The sequence below is a fragment of the uncultured Psychroserpens sp. genome, from assembly GCF_947494225.1.
In the GTDB taxonomy this organism is placed as follows: domain Bacteria; phylum Bacteroidota; class Bacteroidia; order Flavobacteriales; family Flavobacteriaceae; genus Psychroserpens.
Map to the genome: position 1 here is coordinate 889051 of NZ_CANLUG010000001.1, position 20290 is coordinate 909340.

General features: G+C 32.4%; 12 protein-coding genes and 1 pseudogene. 10 read left to right on the top strand and 3 right to left on the bottom strand.

All coding sequences use genetic code 11. The annotated features are described in order from the left end of the window. Window positions 1-3: 3 nt before the first annotated feature. The 10 genes and pseudogenes from Q0893_RS03950 to Q0893_RS03995 all read left to right on the top strand — a co-directional run. On the top strand, window positions 4-1557 hold the full coding sequence (locus Q0893_RS03950; protein WP_299272608.1) for a serine hydrolase: 1554 nt from the start codon (window positions 4-6) through the stop codon (window positions 1555-1557). A 2-nt stretch (window positions 1558-1559) separates the two neighbouring features. Continuing rightward, window positions 1560-3125, top strand: a complete 1566-nt coding sequence (locus Q0893_RS03955; RefSeq protein ID WP_299272610.1) for an amidohydrolase family protein — start codon at window positions 1560-1562, stop codon at window positions 3123-3125. Between the two features lie 34 nt (window positions 3126-3159). Beyond that, complete coding sequence (locus Q0893_RS03960) at window positions 3160-4629, top strand: amidohydrolase family protein (RefSeq protein WP_299272611.1); 1470 nt, start codon at window positions 3160-3162, stop codon at window positions 4627-4629. Between the two features lie 70 nt (window positions 4630-4699). Continuing rightward, complete coding sequence (locus Q0893_RS03965) at window positions 4700-5137, top strand: DUF1761 domain-containing protein (RefSeq protein ID WP_299272613.1); 438 nt, start codon at window positions 4700-4702, stop codon at window positions 5135-5137. Window positions 5138-5299: 162 nt separating this feature from the next. Next, on the top strand, window positions 5300-6592 hold the full coding sequence (locus tag Q0893_RS03970) for a serine hydrolase (protein WP_299272615.1): 1293 nt from the start codon (window positions 5300-5302) through the stop codon (window positions 6590-6592). Between the two features lie 147 nt (window positions 6593-6739). After that, window positions 6740-8068: a hypothetical protein gene (locus tag Q0893_RS03975; protein ID WP_299272617.1), complete on the top strand. Its 1329-nt coding sequence runs from the start codon at window positions 6740-6742 to the stop codon at window positions 8066-8068. Window positions 8069-8352: 284 nt separating this feature from the next. After that, window positions 8353-8859 carry a hypothetical protein gene (locus Q0893_RS03980; protein WP_299272619.1) on the top strand — a complete coding sequence of 169 codons (507 nt, stop codon included), beginning with the start codon at window positions 8353-8355 and terminating at the stop codon, window positions 8857-8859. A 1-nt stretch (window position 8860) separates the two neighbouring features. After that, window positions 8861-9964, top strand: a complete 1104-nt coding sequence (locus tag Q0893_RS03985; protein ID WP_299272621.1) for a hypothetical protein — start codon at window positions 8861-8863, stop codon at window positions 9962-9964. A gap of 364 nt (window positions 9965-10328) precedes the next feature. Continuing rightward, window positions 10329-11753: a carcinine hydrolase/isopenicillin-N N-acyltransferase family protein gene (locus Q0893_RS03990; RefSeq protein WP_299272623.1), complete on the top strand. Its 1425-nt coding sequence runs from the start codon at window positions 10329-10331 to the stop codon at window positions 11751-11753. Between the two features lie 45 nt (window positions 11754-11798). Further along, window positions 11799-11966 (top strand): annotated as a pseudogene (locus Q0893_RS03995) (single-stranded DNA-binding protein); the annotation flags it as partial. Window positions 11967-12080: 114 nt separating this feature from the next. On the opposite strand, the gene Q0893_RS04000 reads toward Q0893_RS03995, so the two are convergent. From Q0893_RS04000 to Q0893_RS04010, 3 genes are all read right to left on the bottom strand, one after another. Beyond that, a complete protein-coding gene (locus Q0893_RS04000) occupies window positions 12081-12530 on the bottom strand; it encodes a hypothetical protein (RefSeq protein ID WP_298900883.1) in 450 nt (149 codons plus the stop codon). An 11-nt stretch (window positions 12531-12541) separates the two neighbouring features. Further along, window positions 12542-19003 carry an RHS repeat-associated core domain-containing protein gene (locus Q0893_RS04005; RefSeq protein WP_299272625.1) on the bottom strand — a complete coding sequence of 2154 codons (6462 nt, stop codon included), beginning with the start codon at window positions 19001-19003 and terminating at the stop codon, window positions 12542-12544. A gap of 12 nt (window positions 19004-19015) precedes the next feature. After that, on the bottom strand, window positions 19016-20290 hold a 1275-nt coding region (locus Q0893_RS04010; protein ID WP_299272627.1), incomplete at its 5' end, for a T9SS type A sorting domain-containing protein.

A 20290-nucleotide genomic window follows, 5' to 3' on the forward strand; every position in this document is an offset into this window, starting at 1 on the left:
AGGATGAAAAAAAGTATAGTTTTTATTGTAGGTTTATTACTGGTTGTTCTCTCATGCAAAAATAAAAAGCAAGAAAAGCCTTTTGAAAGAACAATTGAAAACAGTTTGTTGCCAGAATTTTCAAAGTCCTTGGATAGTTTGTTATTTATGGATATTCAAGATCGATTAAGCTATTACAAGGTTCCAGGTTTAAGTCTATCTATCATTGAAAATGATAGTATCGTAAAATCAAAATTCTATGGCTACAGTGATAAAAACTTAAAATTTAAGGGAAATGTTAATACCATGTTTCAATCTGCTTCAACAGGCAAGTCATTGACTGCTACATTAGTAATGCAATTGGTTGATGAAGGAATCCTTGATTTAGATACTGACATCAATCAATATTTAAAAACTTGGAAAATCCCAGAAAATAACTATAACAAAAATGAAGTAATTACACTTAAAATGCTCCTTAGTCATACTTCGGGATTATCTACTCATGGTTTTGATGGTTATAAAAAAACAGATACCCTTCCAGATATTTATCAAATTCTAAATGGCATATATCCCGCGAATTCTGCAAAGGTGGTATCTAAACAGAAACCCCAAGCTAAATGGAATTATTCTGGAGGTGGATATCAAGTGATACAACTTATAATAGAAGACGTTACGGGAAGGTCCTTTGTAGATATAGCTACAGAAAAACTCATAAAACCATTGAAGTTAACTAATACGGTATGGCAAACGCGACTGGAAAAGAAGTATTATCCAAACGTATCTAAAGAATATTATAAAGGAGATCAAATGTTAGAAGGTGGTTGGTATAATTTGGCCTCAAATGGAGCTGGAGGCGGTCTATGGACAACACCAAAAGATTTAGCAAAATTTATTATTACTCTTAATACGGCCAATTATAAAAAAAATGCAATTCAATTATCTCATAAAAGTGTCATAGAGATGCAAACACAACAAGCTCAAGATAAGGCTTTTGGACTGGGATTGTTTTTAGATATTCAAGATGATTACACGGCAATTTACCACCCTGGTGGAAACATGGGCTTTAGAACAATGATGTATTATATACCTAAAACTAAACAAGGTATAGTAATCATGGCTAATTCTGATAATGCTTGGTATATGATTCCAGAGATTATGAGAGCAGCTTCTTATGTTTATATGTGGCCATCATATAAGGTGAAAATAAAAGAAGAGTCAATAGTTTCTAACTATATAAATGAATTTATAAGAGATAATGATTTAAAAAAACTCAAATCCAAGTTGAATCTTAAGCCTAAGAAAGATGTTAACAAAAACGCAATATATAATGAATTAAGTGACTTTGGTGCATCTCAATATCAGATATGGAGAATGAAAGAATCAATTGCACTTTTTAAAATAAACAATGAGTTGTTTCAAGATTCATTAGACACCTATATTAATTTAGGGATGGCTTATAGAAGAAATGAAAATTATGAGCTAGCAAAAGAGGCTTTTGAAAGAGGGATGGAAATAGACTCTACAGATGGATTCTTAATTGAAAAAATAAATGAAATGGATAAAAAAATAATCCACTAAATATGAAAAAAGGCATAGTTTTAATTTTCGGGATACTTCTATTTGGATGCAACCATGAAAATAGTTATTTACTATTAGACGATGCTATTTATTTCAAAAATGCAACCATCATAACAGCCAATCAGCACGGAGACATTATAAATAAACAAAGTCATCTTATAGTTCAAAGTGATTCTATAGTTTATGTTGGAGAAAAAGCTCCCCAAATAAAAGGTAAATACATTACCATAGATGTTAAAGGCAAATATATCATGCCTGGATTAATAGATAGTCATGTGCACTTGGCTAATGTCCCTGGTTTAAATTTCAAACAGAAACAAAAATATCCTGAATTGATCAAAGCTTACTATGAACAACTTCCTAAGAGTTTTTTATATTATGGTTTTACTACTTTAATCGATTTGAATAATTATGCTCCAGATATTGTTAATAACATTAATGAATCAAATTTAAAACCAGATATTTATACATGCGGACAGCAAGTTCAGGTGATGAATGATTTTATGATGGAGATGGAAGAATTGCCAAAAAGAGTTAGGTATCAAAGCCCTTTTTTGTATGATAGTTATAATGAGAATATTAAGTTTCCTGATTCTATAGATTTAAAGCTGCATACACCAAGAAAAGTAATTGAGAACCTAGGTAAAGAAAATGCTATATGTGTAAAAACATTATATGAAGATGAAACCTCTGGATTTAAAAAATTCTGGGAGTCACCCACAAAACATATAATGACAGAACTTATTACCGAAGCTCATAATGAAAGTTTACCTGTCATATTACATACCACATCTTTTGAAGGACAATCATTCGCTGAGAGTGTAGACGTAGATATTATTGCTCATGGTATGTGGAACTGGACTACAAATCCAAGAGAATTGGAATACACAAAATTGCCCAAAGCACATCAGGACTTGTTGAAAAGTATTTCAAATAAAAAAATAGGTTATCAGCCTACTTTTAGAACCCTATTTGCAGAAGATGATGTGTTAACAGAAAGCCTTCTTAAAGACGAAGAAATAAAAAATGTGCTTCCGAAAATATTCATAGACTGGTTACATACCGAAGAGTCTCAATGGATAAAACGAAAACTTTTGAATAGAATTAATTTTATTAAAAAAGTTAATCCAGAATTTTACAATCAAGCAAGGATGAATTTTGAAAACGATGAAGAAATGAGACAAAGACTAACAATATCAGTAAAAAAAAGACTGGAAATTATAACTAAATTTTTATCTGATAACGATGCCAATTTGTTATTTGGATCAGATGGTGTGGCTATGAATATGTATACCAATCCACCAGGCTATAATGGTTTTCTTGAATTAACTCATTGGAATGAGGCTGGCGTTTCTTTAGAAACAATTTTTAAAGCGGTGACTATAAATAATGCCAAAGCTTTTAACCTCCACAATGAAATAGGAAGTATAGAAAAAGGAAAAAAGGCTAACATACTCATCTTAAACAAAAGTCCATTACAAGATATTAATGCTTATAATTCTATTGAGACTATAATTATCAATGGCAAATTAATAAATAGAGATGTTTTATCTGCACAAAATGAATAGACAATTTTTTATAATACTTTTCACAATTTGTCTTTTGGGATGTAAGTACCAAAAAAGCCATATAAATACACAAGATGCTATCTATTTTAAAAATGGAAAAGTCATTACTGCCGATTTGAGTGGAAAAATTACTGAAGACATAAATCACTTAGTAATACAAGGAGATTCTATATTGTATTTTGGTAAAAATGCACCTCAATTATTAGGGAGCTATAAAACAATAGATATTTCTAATAAATACATTATTCCTGGTTTAATTGATAGCCATGTCCATCTTGGGCACACGGGAATCTTTAAAGATGAACATTACGAAACATATCCCAATTTAATAAAGGATTATTATAAACAACTACCAAGAAACTATTTGTATTTTGGGTTCACTACTCTTATAGATTTAGACTTAAAGGAGCGTACAAAAAAGCAATTTTATCAAGCTAATGTGAGACCAAACCTTTTTAGCTCAGGACGAGGAGTTAGATATTTTGATGGTTATGGGCATAGTTTGTTTCCTAAACCATTACGCTATAAAATTTTTCCTAAATGGATTTATGACTATTCTCAATTAAAGACCTTACCAAAAGATATAGATTTAAATAGATATTCTATAGAAACTGTTATCGAAGAATCTATTGATGAAGGAGCCATTGCTATTAAAACATATTATGAGAAAGGATTTGGTGGCGCCTTTAATTGGCCTGTTCCTTCAGATTCACTTTTATCTAGATTAGTTTCTAAGTCGCATCGCTATAATTTGCCTGTCTTACTGCATGCTACTTCTTATGAAGCCTATGAAGCTGGTCTTAGAAATAATATAGATGTTTTTGCTCACGGACTATGGCATTGGAATGCAAATAAATTAGACAGTAAACCACCAAAAACCTTATCATCATTATATAAAAGGATAGCTAATGCAAATAAATATATTCAATCTACTTCGAGAGTGATTTTAGGAGAATATGATACTTACAAATGGTCTCTTGCTAATAATACTAACATAGTACATGTCTACAATAAGGAGATTTTAAAATTTCTAAAAGACAGTGAAGGTAGGTGGTCTCAATTAGAATTAGAATCTTTATATGAATCTAAAAAACCTGATGATACAGTGCCTAATGAAGTTTATTTTGAAGCGATGAATTCCAGAGTAGCTAATAGCATTAAACTTGCTCATCAATTAGGAGTTAAACTCATATTGGGCTCAGACACTCCAGCTTCTGATGGTATTGGGAACCCTCCAGGGCTTAACGGTTTGTTAGAAATGAAATCGCTCTATGATTTCGGTATTCCTTTAGAAGATATATTTCTTGCTGCGACAATCAGAAATGCAGAAGCTTTTCATTTGGATGAAAAAATAGGTTCAATTAAAGAAGGTAAGCAAGCAGATATATTAATTCTCGATAAAAATCCTTTAAAAGATATTAATGCTTATAATTCAATTGAAACAGTGATTATAAAAGGGAAACTAATAGATAGAATTTTATTATCTGCTCAGAATTTAGAATAAAAAGCAACTTTAACCACATTAGTAGAAATGAATAATCTCAATTTTGATTGGAATTCTAAATAAGATATTTATGAAAAAAAAAATAAAAATTCGTCCAATTTCGATTATTTTATCTGCACTTTTTCTAAGTATGTTTGGAGGGATTTGGTATGGTTGGTGGTTTAGTGATGTTCAAGTAGAAGCACATAGATACACGCCAGAAGATTACGCAAATAATAGTCCGCTTTGGTATTTAGGCGGAATTTTGATTTCATTATTTATTTCTTGGGGACTTGGTTTGATGGTTAGATTACAAGGTCTACCTGGATTTAAAGGCGGAATTAAAGCCAGCATCAAAGCAGCTATAGGTTTTGGGATTCCCCTAGTATCTTATCCTTATGTATTTTCACCTCTACACGATTTCACTTTATACATGGTTGGATTATTTCAAATCGTAATAGCTTGGATTATTGCTGGAGCAATAATTGGAAGTATGGCTATTGATGAAAGTACACCTCATGAGTCATAATCTATACTCCATTAACTCTACCTACTAAATAACTTTTCAAGGCAAAAAATAATGAATTACAACTCTAAGATTTTTATAATATTAATTTTTTCGGTATTACTGATAACCTGTAATTCTAATACTAAAAACAATCAAAGCATATATAAAGGAGAGAGGCTTCAGATGTATGATTATCTAAATTTTAGATCACAAACAGCATCATATAGTGGAACGGTGTTAGTAGCAAGAAATGATTCTATTATTTTTTCTAATGGCTTTGGCTTTGCTAATCGAGAGCAAGAGATTGAAAATAATAGAGAAACTAAATTTAAAATTGGATCGATCACAAAAACATTTACGGCAGTAGCTATTCTACAATTACAAGAGAAGGGCAAATTATCAATTGAAGATAACCTTTCTAAATTTTTGATTGATTTCCCTAATTCTGAAAGTATACAAATTAAACATCTACTCAACCACAGTTCAGGGCTTCCACAAGATTGGAGAGAGAGTTGGCATGAAAAAAGAGAATTTAATTTTGATAGTATCATTAGTATTATAGGTAAACAAACACTCCTCTTTAAGCCTGGTACTTCAGAAGAATATTCTAATGGAGGGTATGCCTTGTTGACCAAAATTATAGAACAAGTGTCTGGTTTAACATATGAGGAGTATTGCGAAGAATACATTTTTTTACCTGCAAAGATGAAAAACACTGGAGCTGTTTTTAACCCTCAGGAAACATACGAAAACTTTGCATCTGGTTATCAATACGGAGAAGGGAAGGATGGTTACAATACCAATATAGAAGCTCAATATGTTTTTACTCCCAACCTTAAAGGACAGGCCTCGGCTTATTCAACAGTTAAAGACTTATATAACTATCATTTGGCCTTAAAAAATAAAACATTACTTAATGAGTCCTCTACCCAATTAATGCTTAGTAAGTTACCTAATTCAGAATATACACTGGGAAGTTGGTTGAATGTTGAAACGAAAACGAATGGTATTTTGTCTTATTGCTCTGGAGTTTCTAATGGTTTTGAGTCTGTTATGTATAGATATTTGGATAAAAATAGAAGTATCATTGCTTTAAATAATCATCAAAATACAGATGTCTTTAATGTTAGTAGAACCATGAGCGCTATTGTGGACGAGAAAAAGATTTATAATCCTCAAATTAGGAGTGAAATTCCTATAGAAGATATCTCAAGCTATAATTTCATTAAAGGCAAATATATGTATCCTGACGATGTTGAAGATTTTTTTGAAATAATCATTAAAGATGCAAGAGTATTTGTGTTTTCCAATAACGAGCCCTTAGAAGAGCTTTTTCTCTATAAACCCAATTATTTCTTCTCCAAAAACTATGATTTACAATTAGATTTTTCTGAAAAAGGTAAATGCCTATGGATATACAATGGCGTTACAGATACCTACATGTTAGAAAAAGATAGTGAAGAAATCTCAAAATAAATGACTGCGATTGTTAAAACTTTTAGACATTAAATAACAAGCAATAATCACCACTTTTTCATTTCATTTTTTAATTAAATTATAAAAGGCATAATCAATTTATGCTATAGTTAAGATCATGATGAAATCATATCAATAAATTATATTATGAAATATATTCAATTACTATTAGTTGCCTGCTTGTTAACTTTCATTTGCATCTCAAAGCAGTCTACAAAAAAGATTCAAAAAAACTCCCACTTTACAGAAGGTTATAACAGTTATTCATGTGAAAATTTAGTAAAATTCTTCCAAAAAGTTGATTCTACTACAGCTAAAAACAGATACATCTGGAACAAGAATATTTACGGGCCAGTCTTGTTGATTGATGATAAGAATGGAAAGTATTATGCTAACACCAATCCAGATGAAGAAGCATTTGCTAAGAACTATACTTGTTATGAAGGAACCTTACCAAAGGACAAAATGCTTGGTAGCGGTACAAATACAATTGTTAAATGGAAGAATAAGGTTTGGGCAGTAGCAACTTTGCCTCTTTCAACTATACCAGGTTTTGATATAGATGTGGTAACACATGAGCTTACGCATGTTGAGTTAGAATCCAGAGGGCATTCGACGGGTATACAAAACACGAGTCATTTAGTAACATATAATGGACGTATATTAATGAGACTTGAGCTTGAACTCTTAAAGAAGTTTATTACAAATGACAGAAATGATATTCAATTATTAAAAGATGCTTTATCAATTAGGCAACTGCGCCATCAAGAGTTTTCTAGTTTTAAAATGAACGAAAATAGTTTAGAACATAATGAAGGATTGGCAAATTACTCAGGAATCATTATGGCCAACCTTACTAAAATCAAAATTAAATCTTTTTTTACAATGCTTATCAATAGGTTCGTCCAATCAGAAAGGTATGGAAGAGATTTTGCCTATCTCACAATAACAATATATGGAATGAAATTGAGAGAAAGTGATAGTTTGTGGACTCAGAAAGTTAATCCAAATACAGATTTAACAGATTTTATGATCAAGGCTTTCAAAGTAGACAAATTGCCGAGAGATTTGAAATATTACACTTCAAAATATGATTTTTTAGATATTCTTGAGCAGGAAAAAAATATTGTTGAAAAACAAAAAAGAAGTATCGATTCTATTACTAGGATATTTCTTAACGGTCCTCACTTAAAGGTGAAATTTGAGAAGGCTGCAATGTCAACCTCTCCAGAAGATTTTCTTTTAAATGACATGGGACGACATTTTAGTTTTATTCGAGTTACTGATTCATGGGGTGAGTTAAATGCAACAAAAGGAATAGTAATATCTCCAGACTTTAGAGTAGGTTATTTAAGAATACCCAAAGATTACTCTTCAAATACTATAGTTGGTGAAGGTTATACGTTAAATTTAAAAGATAAATATAAAATTGTAAAGGAATCAGATTCTGTATATGTCCTAAAAAAGAGTGACTAAATGCTAATTAAGAATCTACTACAAATCTGCTGTTTATTATTAACAAATTATTGGAAAAACTAATTAAGTTAATAATGAAATCCCTATTAATATCTCGCACTATATTTTATTCCCAAAGTGTTTCAGATACCTACATATTGGAAAAAAGATAATGAAGAAATTTTCAAAATAAATAACTGTGATTGTTAAAACTTTTAAACATTAAATAACAAGCAATAATCACCACTTTATACACGTCTTTTTTGGGTTATTTAGCCATATTCATTAATCAAATCACAATTAATATGAAAAAATCTTTCTTATTATTTTGGCTAGTCATATTACCTATTGGCATGTCTTCATGTAGCAATGATGATGATACTGTAACACCAAATGAACAACAAACAAATTTAATTGGTATATGGAACGGCAATCTTAAAGATAGCTTTTACAACGAAAATACAGGCTATCCCAATGGTATAAATTTCACAATTGATGTGAAGCAACAATTAATTATAGATGACGGTAATGTTCCTGGTGATTATATCATTGGAAAAATTTATTTCTCAGACACTATAACATCCTGCTGTGGACAAGAAAATGATGGGCAGATTACGGCACAATATTTTGATGATGGAAAGTTGAGTAATGCAGTTATTCAACAAACGTCAAGTATTAACAATATTATCTGTCAAGGTACTTTGACTGGGACAGGTTTATTTACATCTAATACGATGACTATAAATTTCATTGGAACTGATTGTGAAGGATTTCATACCGGAGGTGAAATACAATTAACTAAATCAGAATGAAATGAAAAAATTTAGTCTCTTAATAGTATCCTTAGTATGTTTTAATGCTTTTTCTCAAATAGTAGGCACTTTAGTAAATGATCCTGTATTTACTATGAATCACGGCTGTGTTATTGGAGATGATGGTAGTATTTATTCTACAGACCTTCTCGGAAACGGAACATTTAATGGTGATAAAATATATAAAACATCTCCAGATGGAATCACAACCCTATTCGCTAGTGGTATTTCTGGAGCTTCAGGATTAGCTATTGATTCTTCTGGAAATTTATATGTTTCAGAACTTAATTTAGGCCGAGTATGGAAAATTTTACCTAACGGCTCTACTTCAATTTATGCCTCTGGAATGGGAGTACCAGCTGGGCTTGCTTTTGATAGTCAAGGGAATTTGTTTGTAGCTAGTTTTCAAAATGATTTAATTATAAAAGTTGAACCAAATGGTAATGCAAGTATTTTTGCAAATACACCAGACGAGCCTGTTGGAATTATCATAGACGAGAATGACAATTTATATGTATCTCATGAATCCTCACATGTCATTAATAAAATAACTCCAAATGGAATTCAGACTGAATTAGTCAATATTCCAAATACAAAATTTCAATACTTAACCTTTTTTGGTGATGATATCTTAGTTACCGGTTCAATAGATCATAAATTATATCATGTGTCTCTTGATGGAAACTATAGCGTTTTTGCAGGAAGCGGAACACAGGGTAATATAGATGGGGATCTAAACCTAGCAACGTTTAATAATCCCACCGGAATTGGTCTTTCGCAAGATGAAGAAACCTTATATATTGTTGAATTAAACAGAATAAGGACAATTAGTAATTTAAATCTATCTAGTAATAATTCTAAAAAAGAGCAGTTTAAAATTCATCCTAATCCAACTAAAGGCCATATCCAATTAAATTTTAAAAATCCGTTTGATGGGGTTTTTGTTTTACTTTCGTCAACGGGGAAAACACTAACTAGAGTAATTTTATCAAACCAAACAGATTATACATTAGACTTTGGAGAGGTATCTTCAGGTGTTTTTTTCTATCAATTGCTAAATTATAAAGATAATAAAACTTACATAGGAAAGCTTATAATGCAGTAATCATGGTTTATAGATTCTATTGCTTATTTTATGTTCTAGTTCTAATTTCTTTGAGTGTATCTTTAAAGAGAAACTACATAAATTTCAAGGATAGCCCTAAAATATTTAAACAATCCTGCTATTTTATTTTCAGTTTTTCTTTTTGGATATGTCTTAGCTATTTGGTAATTATCTGGCACTTTTTGAATATTAGTATTTTTTGGATTTTTATTGTTCCAATACTATTGCTTTTACTTGCTTTAATACTTGATTATGTTTTTGGTTTTAAGGATGTTAAAAGTAGTCCCTACATTCTTAATTTTGGAACTGTAGATTTTTGGTATCTACCTGGAGTAACCTTTGTTGGATATTTAGTAAGTAAGAAATGAAAAACAGAGTTATATTTTTATTCTTCCTATTATGCATATTAAAAGTTCATTCCTGTACTATTGTTATAGGATATAAAAATGGAAAAGTACTAGTTGGAAATAATGAAGATTGGTACAAATCTAATGCGAAATACTGGTACGAAGTTCCAAAAAATAGTGAAGAAAAGTACAAGTCCTTTTTTTTCGGCTTTAAAGGAGATGGGAAATTTGCGCAAGGAGGAATGAACGAAGTAGGACTTATGTTTGATGGGACTTATGTGTCAAGAATTGAGATTGACAGAGATAATATGCGTAGACATAAACTTAAAGCAGCTCCCGTTCATCTATTTAAAAATATACTTAAAGAATGTAAAACAGTTGGGGAAGCGGCAAAAAGAATAGATAAATATTTTATCCCTTACATACGAACAGCTCAAGTATTAATAGTTGACGCCGCAGGAGGTTATTTAATTGTCAAAGCTAATGGTACTACCGATATAGGGCACTTAAAAGAAGGTGAATTTAAAATCATTACTAACTTTCATTTGGAGAATTTGAATACTAAAAATTATACATGTTATCGTTATGATATAGCCAAAGGTATTTTAAAAACACATTTTGAAAACACCATAGTAGAGTTTGAAGAAATATTAAGTAAAACAAGTCAAAACTATCCAGCTGCAACAGTCTATTCTAATATTTATGATTTAAAAGAGAAGTCTACCAAATTATATTATAATTCAAACTTCAACGAAAAAATCACAATCAGTTTTAGGGATAGTTTACATGAAAAGCCAAAATTTCTTGAAGGAGAAATATTTAAAATGAGAATGATTGATGTTTTAACTAAAACTTATAGAAAAAAACGGTTAAAGGGTGTCATGGAAAAATTTGAAATGGAGTACAGTAAAGCAAAGCCATTATACCAGGTTGACGTACAGCAACTTGTTGATTTTAGTGAATACGTTTTTCTAAAAAATAAAAATCTTGACTACGAAGAGATAATTAGCTTTATACAAAGAAGATTTCCTGATAATGATACCTCAGAGTTAGCCGTTGGGATATCTTTACTTAGAAAAGGAGAGATAGATACTGCTTTGATACATTTCAAAAAGGCACTTGACATTAATCCAGAAAACTATTGGGCAAATCGATTATATAAAGACTATAGTGGTGAGAACAACTGTACAAAATGGTTTGCTTTGCAAGGGCATAAAAATGCTCGTTCTGTCGTTTTGTTTGGAAATTTTAATGAATGGAAAGGCTATACAAATGTTTGTAAAAAAATTGATGGGGTTTGGAAAACATGTGTTAAATCTAATGAAAGAGTATTGAAGTATAAATTTAAAGTTGATGGGAAATGGGTAGAAGATCCGAAAAACCCTTCTTCTGAAAAACTGTCCAATGGGTTTAGGGTTTCTAAAATAGTTTTAAAAAAATAAAAATTTTAATTTCTAAAGGGCAGTTAACTGCACTATATATTTCATCACAATAGTGTTGTACGAGGCGGACTTGTAAAAGTTGTAGAGGATTATGTTACTAAAGGAAAAGAGATTGCCATTGAAGGTAAACTCACCAACCGCTCTTGGGATGATAAAGAGGGTAAAAAACATTACACAACAGAAATCATTTGTAATGAGTTATTGATGTTTTAAAACTATAAATGAGTAATAAAAAAGGGAAACTTAAAGTTTCCCTTTTTTATTACATAGACGTGTTGTATTACAGGATATTTCTCAATATGATAATCTTTTCTTCCTTAGGTTAACCTATTCATAAGGAGGGTATTGCCTTATGTTTTGCATCTCTGGTGTTGGCGGATAAGTCACTCTAAAATTTAGCGCCTGTAAATCTTCAATACTCAAATCGTAACGCTTTAAAATATTGTAGTCATCTCTAATTTCATCCCAACTATAAGTTGATAGTGTATCAGGATGAAAAAAGTAAATAGACAATGTATCCGAAGGTAATGCATCAACTCTATCTTCCCATCTTCGAGAATTACCCCAATTTACTGTCCTTGTTACACTAGGCAAACTAATATCATCCATATTCATAGGTAATATAGTGTCAGGATATTTTACTGGAGAGTTTTCACTAGCTACATGAAATTGAAGCGTTTCATCCGTGTCATTTTCTACAGTAATAAAGTACCTATTATCCATACTTACTTCGCAAGAAGCTAAACTAATTAGCATTGTAAATAAAATGAGTCTCATATTATTATATTTTAAAGTGGAAAATCATCTTCAAAATCACTCCAGTCAACATTAAAATGCCTTCTAAAATATCTTGACGCATATCTATTAGCTTGTCTTTCATACCATCTTTCATCATGGTTTCCATTACCCGCTGCACTTATAACACTAGGTATTCCAACAGCAAATAAATATGACAGTCCAAATATTTGACTTTGAACATAATGTCCATATTCATGCATAAATAACGGATCTTGCAATATATAATTGTCAAAGTCTTGATCTATTTCTCCTGGGATGTTTATATTTATGAAATTACCTATTGAAACACCGTTACCATTATTTGTCTCAGAATCATTTTCATTGGTCACGAAAGTTGCACCTCCAAAAAAGTCTACTCTATCAACCTTTCCAAAAGTATTTTTAATTTGAGAATATGAACCTCCAACAAATGTTTGTAAAAACTGCCATGAATATCTGCTTACGCCTTCCCATACACCTCCAAAAAATGACTTATTCTCATCGAGGTAAAAATTCCCAACAAGTATTTCGGCCGCATTGCCAAGCCTACTCCAATCGCCAGTAAAGGCACCATGTACAGCTCCGCTTAAAATGCTTATTCCGGTAAATGCTCCATATGCAATTCCAGACCATGTGACCAGAGTTCCTACGACGGGAATTGTTAAAGCCGCGGCAATTCCGGCACCTACAATAGCTCCTGCTAATGCACCTTGGAAAAAGTAACCAACACCATCCCAAAAGTTACTAATATCTCCTCTAATAGCATGAGCAACAGTATTCCCAACTGCAAAAACTGCTGCTGCTATTGCAACTACAGCCCAGAAAAATTCTCCGGTGGCATCATTAAATGAAAGCGGATTGTTCCATACGTAGCCATAGCGGTTAAAACTTTGGGTATTAAATGGGTCTTGTATGAAATTATCTGGTGATAGAAAACGACCTAATTGCGCATCATACATTCTTCCATTCATATGTAGTAATGATACCTCAAAGAAATGCTCATGACCTGTAAATCCTCGACCAATTAAGGAGTCGTGATTAAATTCTGCAAGCTCATTATCTTTCTTAAATGCATCTGTCTTGCCCCAAGCTCCAAATTGACGCTCTTCTAAAATATTAGCCGAACCATCTGAAATAGCTAGAATGCTACCCAAATAATCTCTATGTAAATACACATATTCATCAATATCAGTTCCACCTGGCATACCGCTGGTCTTTATGTAAGATGCAGGTGAGGTATAAGCATCTCCATTGATATATGTAATGATCTTAATACTTCCGTTTATGTTGTCATGCACCATTTCAACAGGAATGATACTTGAATATTGTTTATGGTATTGACGTTGCGTTTTATCTTCTTGAAGTCCTCCATAAAAAGCATGAGTACGCATCATTAAGGGACCATATTCAAAACTTACGCGACCTTTTTCATTTTCTGAAACCTCAATAGGTTTTTTAAAAGCATTATAAGTAATCTGTTGTAAATTATGTTGTTGATAATACAAATCGCCTTGATTATTTAAATCAATATTGGCAAGTTGGTACATGTTACTACTAGCATAATTATAACCTCCAACAGATGAGTTGTTAGTAATACGCCCTCTACCATCATATGCTTTAACATTTGAAACAGGAGCATCAACTTGTGTTAGTCTGTCTAAATTATCATGTGTAAAACTTTCATTCCAATTAGAAAAACCATAATTTTTACGACTATTTAAAATACCTCGTTCAGCATCAAAATTATAATCCATTTTTAGAGCTTGAGCACTACCTGTACCAGCGTCTTCTTTATCTAAAATATGGGTTAGAAAACCATATTGGTCATACTGTTTTGTTTTAATAATACCATTTCCTAATTCGATATCTAATGCTTGACCTCTAGCATTTTCTTCACTTATTTTCCAAATTAAATTATTGGAACTAAAATCTCTTATTTCTGTTCGAATACCTGCAGTATCATATACATTCTTTACTTTCACGTCACTGTTGGTTCCAGAACCTAAATGATTGGAAATGAAATTTTCACTTTCAATTCTTCCAAAATCATCAAAGGATAATCGCTTTTCAAAATTCCCGGTTTCGGTGGTTTCCTGAATTCTACTTAAACGCTTGTAAGTATCATAATAATAATTATAAGTGTAGCTAGAGTAGGTGTCACTTCTATTATTTGACCCATTAATAACATCCAATAATTTTGTCGTGCCATCGTATTGGTAATTCAATGTTAGGTCTGTTTCGTCACCAGTGACTACCTTTGAATCCAGTCGTCCAAGTGTGTCATATGTATAAGTTGATGTGCCTTTTGGTGTCGTTTCTTCAATAATTTCACCTAAAATATTGTATTGATAAGTATACGTTCCAGCGGAAGAATCTGTTAATGACGCTTTACGTCCCCAACCATCAATGGTTACTGAAACAGTATGACTACCATAATTGGCCGACTTCATTTCTCCATTACCATGATACTGATAAGTAACAGTTCCACCTGGATCTTGGAGGGTTGCTACATTACCTAATGCATCTTTAGTGGTAGTTACTGTTTTTGTCCCATCATCTACAGTAGCAGAAAGACCATTATAGGTTGTGTTGATTACTTTTCCAGTAAATAAAGAGTGTGAAATAGGTCTCCCATATTGATCATAGTACACTTGATTCCATTGTGTTGGACTATCTGTACTAAAATAAGGTTCACTTTCTCTCGTTTGGCGTCCCATAGCATCGAATTCAAAACGCTTTTGAATCCATTTATCATTAATGCTTAATTTTTTACTTTGCACAACCCAACCAAACTTGTTGAAATAGAGTTTTTCATCTTGTCCATCGGGATAATCGGTGCTTTTTGTTAAACACGAACCCAAACCTGAAACAGTTTCGGTATTATAGGCATATTTAGTTTCTTTACCTAGATAATTGGTTTGTTTTAATGGGCGTTGCCAGGCATCATACTCATATGAAGTAGTTTGCCCGTAAGGCGAGGTAGAAGACGTAAGAACTCCAATCGTTGCGTTATATATGTATGTTGTTTCTAGACCAAGAACATCAGTACTTTTAGTCATGAAACGACCGCCAGAGTCATATTCAAATTCTTCAACCCTATTTGTTATTCCAGTGCCGCTTAAGGTTTTTCTTGTATTGTTCCCAAAAGCATCATATTGAAAGTCTGCTGTAAGCCAAGGCGTACCATTTCCTTTCTTTTTAGTTTGAGTAACTAGATTATTATTATACGTAAATTGGACTTCTGTACTAAAAGTGTTGCCATTAATTGTACTACTTTCAATTCGTTTAGTAGGGCGACCAACATGATAATATTGGTTTGTTGCAGATACATTATTAGTGTACAAATAACTTACTGTTGTAGAACCACCAGTAAATGATGTATTAATAGATAATGGATTTTTATAAGTATCATAAGAATAAGTATCTGTAGAACTTATATTTTGCAACCCATCTTCTTTAAGTATTTCAGTTGGCACATTAACAAAAACATTATTAGAAAGTAATTGTGTCGAGTACGTATAAGTCGTTCTATTTGCAAAATTTGAGGATGGGTAACTCGATGGTGACGAGGAGACCCATTGCTGCGTTACCGCGCCTCTCATTTGCATATCTCGTATAGATACATCCCAAAGTTGAGCAACACCAGATCCAAACCAATTGGTTCTTTTTACTTCTTTGAACCCTAAAAATCCTAAACCATCAGCATGAGAAACGGCACCTGTATATTGGAATAATTTAGTTTGCACATGCCCAGAACCTGTTTGTTTAGCTTCTTTTACGATTTTAAGAGGAGGTGCAATGTTAATATTGACATAAGGGTAATCTTCATCATAATCTGGAGAATATGCAGTAGGAGTATAAGGTAACCCATCATCTTCACCTATACGTTCATATAAAATATCAGTAACAAGACCATTATTTGTGATTTTATTAAGTGAAGTATCCTTTTTACTGTCACGATTAAAGACATACGTATGGACATTATTGCCATCTATATAAGCATACTCTAAGTTACTATTGGTAGACTTCGCTTCTAAAAACAAAGGAATCCCAAATTTTGTAACGCCATTGTTTGTTGCCAAAGAGTTTGTTGTTAGCTGAAAAGAAGGTGTACTCTCATTACTATTATGCTTGTTAGCGTATAGCATTAACCTATCACTCACTACCATGTAAGATGAATATGGGGAGACGACTTCATGCTTCAAAATATCAGCTTTACCATCTCCATTATAATCTTGTGCTATATAATGATACTCATATAGAGGATTACTCATATAAACCCCATTAACATAACGATTGCCATCATGTACGTAGTTTTCAGTGTAAGTCACTCCAATATTTTTCGAGTAATAATAAATATTGTTGCCTCTAGATAAATAAAAACGCCAAGTTGAGCTATTATTAGCAGATGGTTGAGCGAAGTCGGTTTTGCCATCTCCATTATAATCTGCAAGTAATATTGGTTTATCTTCATCTATATAACTATTAGATAAATAAGCAATTTGAACCAATTGATTTGAAGCGTTCATTGAATAAACCCTAACTATACCGTCGCGAATATGCATTAAATCTGTTTTACCATCTCCATCGAAGTCTACACCAAATAGCTTATCTGTACTATCTTGAATACGATGCGCTAACGAACCTATATTAACAGCAGTTGTACTGGCTGTACGTTTTAAATCGACAAAATAAACTTCAGAATTTCCTTGAGAAACGGTTTCATTACCACAAACACACTCGTCATAATCATCCCAATAATCATATTCCCATTCACATACTTTCTTATAATACTTTTTAGGAATAGCTAATACATCTGTTAATCCATCGCCATTAAAGTCTCCACTGATATAAGATTTCGGAATTTTTCTATAATCATTATTTGACGGAGGGTCACAATCAAAATCGCCAACAGGTCCAATTGGGAAATTAACAAATTTATCATATTGAAGTACTGGCCCATAAGCTGCCATTGCAAACGTTCGAAAACGTGCTGTTGAGTTAGAACTATTTAATGTTTCTCTAACATTTGTCACCCCTTGTTGAGATAGGATTTTACCATTCCAAGATAGAATTGTACTGGCAAAAACTTGATCGAATTTTTCAACATTTACAGAATACCCAATAGAGATTCCAGTGCCATAGTTATCAAAAATATCCATAAAAACATTTAGTTCATCTCTAGTGTTCTTGTTATAGGTGATAAAATCCATCTTTCCGTCTCCGTTAAATTCACCAACGGCTAATGCATCGGTATTATAATTAATACCTGGATAAATATCTAAGGTGTTACCATCCCTTTGAACTCCACTATAAGAATAATCGTAAGAAAAAGTAATTGGTGGAAATGATTGATTAGCACTGTTATATTCGCGAATTGACGACACTCTTTGATAGCCAAGAGAAGTAGTATTATGTGATAATTGATACTTTCTATATAATTGATTGCCACTTTTTACTTCAATACGATCTAAAATATTAGTGCGTTTAAAGGTGAGACCTTTGATGTAAGAAAGTTCAGGACGTGTTCTTGTTTTATAATAAAAATAGATATCATTAGGTGGTGTTGTACCTGTTCTTGAACCGTATTTAATTCTATTAATACGAAGTAAGTTATTACTTTGAGAGTAGTTGTATTCTATATAATTGCCTTGAGGGTCTTGTCGTTTGTATAATGCCCATTCTAATCGTCCACGAGAAGAACCTCCATTACCATACCATGCACGTGTACCATCAGGATAAAACACTATAAAATAGGAAGGTCCATAAGAAGATCCATAAGGTGATGTTCCGTATGCTTTAATTTTAATGTTCGAATAGTTTTCGGTTTGATATTCTGAACCGCTTGAACCGTAGCTTCCAGATTTTAAAAGAAGTCGTTGTCCGTCTATTGCAAATCTGTCACTACTATCAAAATCCACGGCATCAATTAATCCGTCGTGATGATTGCTGGCAGGGATTCTAGTTATTGTAGACAAACCAGAAACATTCCATCCCCATCCTGCAAGACCATTAGTTGCTTGGCTACTAAAAGAAATTCCAATATTGGGGGCTATATCTTTTATTCCAGGTGGCAAATTAATAGGCACGCTATAAGTAGCAGCTCCAGTCAGTGACACTGAAAACTTATCAGCCGTCGTTCCTGCATATCCAGATGATGTAGTGCCTCCTGGAGGTGGGTCAATAATTTCAAAACATTCTCCTGTTATTTGATTACATAAACCATCACAATCTGCGCAAGGGTCTGTTTCTATACAATCTCCAGTGCTTGGATCGATTATACATGGTTGTTTAGCCGCTCCGTTTGGTTGATTAGCATTAGATGCTTTTTGGTTTTTACTTGTATTTATTTTCTTATAATCTAACTTTATCGTGTTAGAAGGGTCTTCGAGGATAGAATTAGGAGTTTGTGCAAAACCAACAAATCCTATAAAAAATAATATGAAGCCTATAAAGTAATTTTTTAATTTCATTTTTTGAGTTGTTTAGTTTTTGATGATTTGTTCTGTTTTTACTGTCCCATTAGTAAAATGCATATGGATATGATAGGTTCCAGATGGCATGTCACTAATGTTTAGCTCTATTTGATTAGTAGGATTATTAATATTGATTCTTCTAACGAGAGCACCACTAGACGTATAAATATTAATAGAGTTTGTTAAATTGTAATCCTTACCTGAGAGTTTAATGGCAATTTTCCCATCAGTTGGGTTAGGATAAATGGTATGCTTTACATCTGTTAAATCTGTATCTTCTTTTGTTTCTTCACCAGGTAAAGGCACATCTGTTTGTTCTGCCACAACAACACCTTCTTCTTCCATTTTTACGCCTTCTTCGTTGATCATTCTACTTTCAGGAGCTACTGGCGAGCAGAAGCCCTCTTCTTCACAGTAGAAGCGTTGTTTTTGGTTTCCTGCAAGATCATAACTGAATATTAACTTTGAATCTGGATTAATACTTAGTAATTCTTCTAAAGTCCATTCTGAACCATTTACCTCTTCCATTCGAGGCGCATACATATATTGTCTGTCGTTGATATTAGTATCTCCATATATAAATGCTCTATGCTGTAAATTGGTAGCTGTAGATTTGAATTTATAATCGGTAATTGATTGGACAACTTCACCAGTAACTCCATCATAAATTTTCCCATGACTAACAGATGAAGCATAACTGCTATTATGAATATAACCAACTAGTAAATACCATCTATTAAGTTGAGGTAAGTCACCATTCCAAAAAGAAGGCCAGGTTTGGACAGTACCATTTAACTTAAGGGTATGATGAGAACTGCCTGTAAGACTGGTTAATTTAAAATATGAAAGCCCATCATTAGAATTTGTTTTTTTCATCCAAACAGATAAACGATAATCCTTTGTATGATTAATATTTATATATGATGATCCAAAACCGCCACTTTGAGCTCCATCACTATTAGGTATGGCCTTCCATAAAACGACGTCTTTTCCAATATGATTTTCACCTAATTCTCTACAGTTTTCTGAAGTTACCCCGTATTGAGTAAACCCTGAAACAGATCCACACCCAATTGTCCAACTTGAGTCATCTAAAAGATTAGTGTCAATTTCATTTAGTCCTAATAGATCTGCAAGAGGAGGCTCATTACCATCAACCATTTCTGCTCTAGGCGCATAAAAAAACTGTCTATCGGATGTATTAGTATCATAATACAAATAAGCTCTATGTTTCAATTTTGTGGTTGTTGGAGCAAACTTAAAATCTGTAATATTGACAACTTT

Coding starts and splice junctions, on each gene's coding strand:
- Q0893_RS04000 (WP_298900883.1), bottom strand. CDS start 12,530: ATGAGACTCATTTTATTTACAATGCTAATTAGTTTAGCTTCTTGCGAA.
- Q0893_RS03955 (WP_299272610.1), top strand. CDS start 1,560: ATGAAAAAAGGCATAGTTTTAATTTTCGGGATACTTCTATTTGGATGC.
- Q0893_RS03980 (WP_299272619.1), top strand. CDS start 8,353: ATGAAAAAATCTTTCTTATTATTTTGGCTAGTCATATTACCTATTGGC.
- Q0893_RS03970 (WP_299272615.1), top strand. CDS start 5,300: ATGTATGATTATCTAAATTTTAGATCACAAACAGCATCATATAGTGGA.
- Q0893_RS03950 (WP_299272608.1), top strand. CDS start 4: ATGAAAAAAAGTATAGTTTTTATTGTAGGTTTATTACTGGTTGTTCTC.
- Q0893_RS03965 (WP_299272613.1), top strand. CDS start 4,700: ATGAAAAAAAAAATAAAAATTCGTCCAATTTCGATTATTTTATCTGCA.
- Q0893_RS03975 (WP_299272617.1), top strand. CDS start 6,740: ATGAAATATATTCAATTACTATTAGTTGCCTGCTTGTTAACTTTCATT.
- Q0893_RS03985 (WP_299272621.1), top strand. CDS start 8,861: ATGAAAAAATTTAGTCTCTTAATAGTATCCTTAGTATGTTTTAATGCT.
- Q0893_RS04005 (WP_299272625.1), bottom strand. CDS start 19,003: ATGAAATTAAAAAATTACTTTATAGGCTTCATATTATTTTTTATAGGA.
- Q0893_RS03990 (WP_299272623.1), top strand. CDS start 10,329: ATGAAAAACAGAGTTATATTTTTATTCTTCCTATTATGCATATTAAAA.